This is a genomic window from Bradyrhizobium sp. (assembly GCF_030654605.1).
Lineage (GTDB): Bacteria > Pseudomonadota > Alphaproteobacteria > Rhizobiales > Xanthobacteraceae > Bradyrhizobium.
On record NZ_JAURXB010000136.1, the window covers coordinates 1 to 4,715 of the forward strand.

Annotated in this window: 6 protein-coding genes and 1 pseudogene; 4 read left to right on the top strand and 3 right to left on the bottom strand. The window is 63.8% G+C overall.

The genetic code is table 11. The features are described from left to right. Positions 1–287 (bottom strand): annotated as a pseudogene (locus tag Q7U29_RS13495) (hypothetical protein); the annotation flags it as partial. A gap of 172 nt (positions 288–459) precedes the next feature. On the opposite strand from Q7U29_RS13495, the gene Q7U29_RS13500 reads away from it, so the two are divergent. From Q7U29_RS13500 to Q7U29_RS13510, 3 genes are all read left to right on the top strand, one after another. Next, complete coding sequence (locus Q7U29_RS13500) at positions 460–690, top strand: hypothetical protein (RefSeq protein ID WP_304742176.1); 231 nt, start codon at positions 460–462, stop codon at positions 688–690. A gap of 83 nt (positions 691–773) precedes the next feature. After that, positions 774–2,246, top strand: coding sequence for a caspase family protein (locus Q7U29_RS13505; RefSeq protein WP_304742178.1), 1,473 nt, complete (start codon positions 774–776; stop codon positions 2,244–2,246). Positions 2,247–2,297: 51 nt separating this feature from the next. After that, a complete protein-coding gene (locus Q7U29_RS13510; protein ID WP_370691756.1) occupies positions 2,298–2,552 on the top strand; it encodes a hypothetical protein in 255 nt (84 codons plus the stop codon). Between the two features lie 444 nt (positions 2,553–2,996). On the opposite strand, the gene Q7U29_RS13515 is transcribed toward Q7U29_RS13510, so the two are convergent. Beyond that, entirely contained in the window at positions 2,997–4,010 is a 1,014-nt protein-coding gene (locus Q7U29_RS13515) for a DedA family protein (protein ID WP_304742180.1), read from the bottom strand. Between the two features lie 12 nt (positions 4,011–4,022). Beyond that, positions 4,023–4,199, bottom strand: coding sequence for a hypothetical protein (locus Q7U29_RS13520; RefSeq protein ID WP_304742182.1), 177 nt, complete (start codon positions 4,197–4,199; stop codon positions 4,023–4,025). On the opposite strand from Q7U29_RS13520, the gene Q7U29_RS13525 reads away from it, so the two are divergent. Continuing rightward, on the top strand, positions 4,198–4,715 hold a 518-nt coding region (locus Q7U29_RS13525), incomplete at its 3' end, for a cytochrome b (protein WP_304742185.1). The two genes, Q7U29_RS13520 and Q7U29_RS13525, sit on opposite strands and share 2 nt — an antisense overlap.

Consider the following 4,715-nt stretch of genomic DNA (forward strand, 5'->3'; position numbering starts at 1 on the left):
ACCGAGGTCAACTCGGCCCTGACGCACGCGGTCCAGCCCGCGCCCCTGGCTTCGCGGAGCGGCGGCGAAACCCGCACACCGCGCGGGTTTGAGGCCGCCGTGAACAGGGAATCCAGTTTCTCCCGCACCAGCCGCTTGACGTCGGGCGGCGGTTCCGGCGGCGGCGGCTCGGTGGCCTTGTTCCGCATGAACTCCGGCACCGGCGAGCGGCTGTCGGCGAGGCCGCAGGCCGTCACTGCCAACGCCACGCCGGCCATCAACGCCCACTGAACAACGACCCGCCGCATCCGCCGTTTTTATCCCATGCCCGTTGAGATTGCCCGCAATTGGGGAGCAATTCGCGCTGCCGCATCATCAAATTGCCGGAACCGGGTCCCTTGGGGCACACCACCCCCCGGGGGTTTGCCATGATCGCCCCGCAGGCTAGGTTGGCAGCCGGGATGACAGGGAGACCGGGCGATGAGGACCTTCACGGTGGCGATGGCGGTGGCGATGATGGCCTTGCTGGCCATGCCCGCACACGCCCAGGCCAACCGGCCCAAGGAGGAGACCAGGAAGGTCGAGGAGAAGAAGCCGGTCGTCGACGAGAAAGCCTACAAGGCCGCGCTCGAGCGGATTCCCGAATCCAGGGAAAAATACGACCCCTGGGGCGTCGCGCGGCCGGCGGAACCCGTCAAGAAGACAAAATGAGAAGCTCAGCAGCGGTATTCGCGATCCGGGCTTGAACCTCGGCGCTGATACGACTGACCAATTTGACAGCCTGGAGGTTAGCCATGATCAGTCCCGTCCTTCGCCATATCGTTCTCGCCGCGGGAATCCTGCTGGGCTCGCACGCAGCCCTTGCTGAAAACCGTGTCGCGCTCGTGATCGGCCAGTCGAACTACCGCGCCGTGGTTCCGCTGCCCAACCCGGCCAACGACGCCAAGGCGGTGTCCCAGATGCTGACCGAGTCCGGCTTCGAGGTGTTGACGGCCGCCGATCTGTCGCAGAACGAACTGCGCGCCAAGGTCGGCGATTTCGCAGCCAAGGTGGCCGAGAAAGGCCCCGATACCGTCGCGCTGGTGTTCTATGCGGGCCACGGTCTGCAGATCGATGGCGAGAATTTTCTGGTGCCGGTCGATGTCGATCCGAAGCGCGAAACCGACATTCCGCTGCAGGCGGTGCGCCTCAACGACATCCTGAACACGCTGGCCTCGGTGCCGAGCAAGACCCGCATCCTGCTGCTGGATTCCTGCCGCAACAATCCGTTCCCGGACATCAGCAAGACCGCCGCGCGCGGGCTCGCCATCGTCGATGCCAAGACCGGCGCTCCCGGCACCTTCATGTCGTTCTCGACATCGCCAGGCGCCGAAGCCGAGGACGGCAGCGGCGCCAACAGCCCCTACACCACGGCGCTGCTCGCCGTGGCCAAGGAGCCCGGACTTTCGATCGAGGATACCTTCAAGCGCGTCCGCGTTGCGGTCAACAAGGCGACCGAAGGACGGCAGACGCCGTGGGACAGTTCCTCGCTGACTGACGACTTCAGGTTCGTCGGTCCGGCCGTTGCCGGTCCAAAACTCGCTGCCGCCAGGAAGACGGTCGACGAGTGGAAGCGCGACCTGAAAGGCAAGCCGGTCGAGGCCGCCAATGAACTGATCATCGCCGATGGCACCGACGAGGCCTATGACGCCTTCGCGACCCTCTACGCACAGACGCCGCTGGGCTTGCAGGCGCGCGACTGGCTGGTTCGTCACCGCCGCATGAAGGCATGGAACGACGCCGTGATCCTGAACACCGCGGCGGGCTATCGCGCCTTCAGCGTGCAGTTCCCGGACAGCGATCTCACCCCGACCGCGCGCAAGCTGGAAGAGCGGCTGCGCAATCGTCCGAACTTCGTCGCGACTGTTGCGACAGGTGTCGGCGCAGCGAACGCGGCCGTGTCAGGCCCGGCCGGCGGTCCGCCGCAGCCGACCAACGCCTCGCTCGGCCCGACCTGTCCCTGCACCACGCCGATCGTGCCGCTGAAGAAGGTCGATACGCCGAAGAAGCGCGCCGAGCCCGACCCGCCGAAGCGCGTCGACCGTACGCCGCCGCGACGTTATGTCGACGACGACGTCGTGGTCGTTCGCCGCCCGCCGCCGCGCTATTACGAACCGGCGCCCGGACCCCGGGTCGGCATCGGCATTGGCATCGGGGTCGGCGGTGGTTACGGCGGTGGTTATGGCGACAGGGGCGGGCACCAGGGCAGGTCGAGAGGCGGATACTGAGGAGGCTGGCCCTTGCAACGGATTTTCGCTGGCGCCATTGATCCCTGAGCGATGATGATCGCGGTGCAGCTAGGGGCCATGCGTCGATCCGGCACCACCATCGGCGATAGCCTGGTGGCGTTCCGGCTGGCGCGACCGGGCGAGGCGCCTTCGTTGTGGTCGCGCACCATCGACCGGCCCGGCGGACGATTTCGGGCCAAGGCGATGCTGTTCACGCTCGCGATCGGGCTTCTGGCAATCGCAGTTTGGCGCTGGCGCCGTCGTGCCAGACTGCGCCGAACCAGCTTGTCCGACCTTGCGGGATGATGAAAGGCGTGGTTACGCTTGGGTGTCGGCGTACCACAAGGCGCCGGCGAAGATCGCAAACATGGCAACGACGGCGACAGAAACCAGAATCGAATCGAGCGGCATTGCGGCATCCCTCAGAAAAAGAATGTAACAAAACTGCCGGGTCCAACCGTTCCTTGTAATTGATATGGATCAATGCACGCGGCCGTGCTGGCAGCCCGGCGAACCGGCTTCAAATCCCACCAACGCCGCAGGAAACTTCACGAACAGCCTTGCGTCTTGAGCGCGAGGGGCAGCCGAATTATGCGTGTGCCGATGCTGAGCGGCAGCGAATGTTGTGCTGATGCAGGCGAGGATAAAATCATGGCCACTGAAACCCGCATGGATCCTCCGCGAGGTCCGGCGACGTAGCGCCAGCGGTACTTCGGCCAGCCGTCGCGCCAGCATGGCGTGACCCTGAACCTATTGAGAAGCCAACCGGATCGCGCTGCCCTTGATCAATACTGCGATCGCCGCCGCAAGCATCAGTAACGAGAAGAGCAGGCCGCTGAGATTTCTCAGGAAGCTGGCTGCCGCCTCTACCTCGGTGCCGACCGTGTATCCAAGCCAGAGATAGGCGAACATCCAGAAGCTGCGTCCCACAAGACTGAGCACGGCAAACCTGGTCGCGGAATAGCGGCTGACGCCGGCAAGCAGGCTCACGAAGGTGCTCAACGTCGAGATCAGGGTCCGGCTCAGGAAGACGGTCAGCGCCCCCCACCTGGAAAGCATGCCGGCGAGGAACGTCTGTCGTGCGAGGGAGAGGCCGAGAATAGGTCCCCAGTTGGCCAGCAGCGAAGGTCCCAACCTTCGCCCGACAAAATAGCCTCCGATGTCGCCAAGTATCGATGCGAAGATCCCGAGGGTGAATGTCAGCCCCCAATCGAGCTTTCCCTGCGCCAGGAGCGATCCTGCAATCGTGACTGCGACCCCACTTGGCAATGGAAGCCCCAACGCGGCGAGCAACAGGGTCACACCGAAGGCTGCGTATCCATATGTCAGGATCAGCGACAGGATGCCGTCGTTGAGCGCGGCCAGCCAGCCCGGAGAGGTCGACGATTTCTGAATCGGCGCCGTGTCAGCCACGGCACGCTGAACACGCTGAATATAGTCGATGCGCGGAAGCGATGTGCGGTCGGCGAGCGCCTTGAGCGTGCTCTTGGGATCCGTGTCCGGAGAAAGTTGCAGACGACCGGCGAGGGTGATGAAGGCTACGTCATAGGTCTCGGCCACGTAACCAATCGTCATCCAGGGACGGATTCCGCTGGTGCTGGGAACTCCGCTCTGGGTGGCGGACTGGAGCAGCCGATAGGTACCGTAGGTACGAAAGCCAAAGAAGGTCGCGGCGATCAGGGAAACGATGACGATTGCCGCAGCAGCCCAGCCCACCCGCGAAAGCCGGCCTTCGAATCCCGTTCGGCCGTGACCGTTGTCCACAGTACTTTTCCTTCAGGTAATCACCACGGTCGCAGCCGCCGTCATGGTCCAAGTGATTGGCACTTGCAGGCAGATTGCGGCCGTCGATTGATACAAATCAATTCGCAGGAAGATCAATGATAGCATCTCTTGCGGACGAGCCGGTGCTACAGCGTCACTTCCCGGATTTTCAGGAAAGAGATCGGTCATGGGACTGAAGAGTACGATTGATCGCTACGGCTCGATGGCGGTTTCGATCCACTGGCTGAGCGCCATTCTGGTTCTCGTGCTGATCGTCCTGGGGTTCCGCGCGGCGGGCACGGTCGATCCTGTGGCCAAGGCGACGTTTCTCCGGCTTCATCTGCCCATTGGCATTGCGGTGCTGGTGCTGACGGCACTCCGGATCGTCTGGTGGTGGCGCTTCGATCGCAAGCCCGATCCGATCGCCGGTTCACCGCACTGGCAAGAGCGCGCCGCTCGAGCGGTGCATATTCTGTTCTATGTCGTCCTGCTTGGCATGATCGCGAGCGGCATCGGCATGATGGTGCTGAGTGGCGCAGGTCCTGTCATCTTCGGTGGACAAGGCGCTGCGCTGCCCGACTTCTCGAAGTATTCGCCGCGCGCACCGCACGGTATCGGGGCGAGGCTCCTGATCGCTTTGGTCGTTCTTCACGTCGGTGCTGCTCTCTATCACCAATTCGGTCGCCGCGACGGGTTGCTGAGGCG

What these genes read in the sequence shown, in the direction of transcription:
- Q7U29_RS13500 (WP_304742176.1), top strand. Translation starts at nt 460, where the DNA reads ATGAGGACCTTCACGGTGGCGATGGCGGTGGCGATGATGGCCTTGCTG.
- Q7U29_RS13520 (WP_304742182.1), bottom strand. Translation starts at nt 4,199, where the DNA reads ATGACCGATCTCTTTCCTGAAAATCCGGGAAGTGACGCTGTAGCACCG.
- Q7U29_RS13505 (WP_304742178.1), top strand. Translation starts at nt 774, where the DNA reads ATGATCAGTCCCGTCCTTCGCCATATCGTTCTCGCCGCGGGAATCCTG.
- Q7U29_RS13510 (WP_370691756.1), top strand. Translation starts at nt 2,298, where the DNA reads ATGATGATCGCGGTGCAGCTAGGGGCCATGCGTCGATCCGGCACCACC.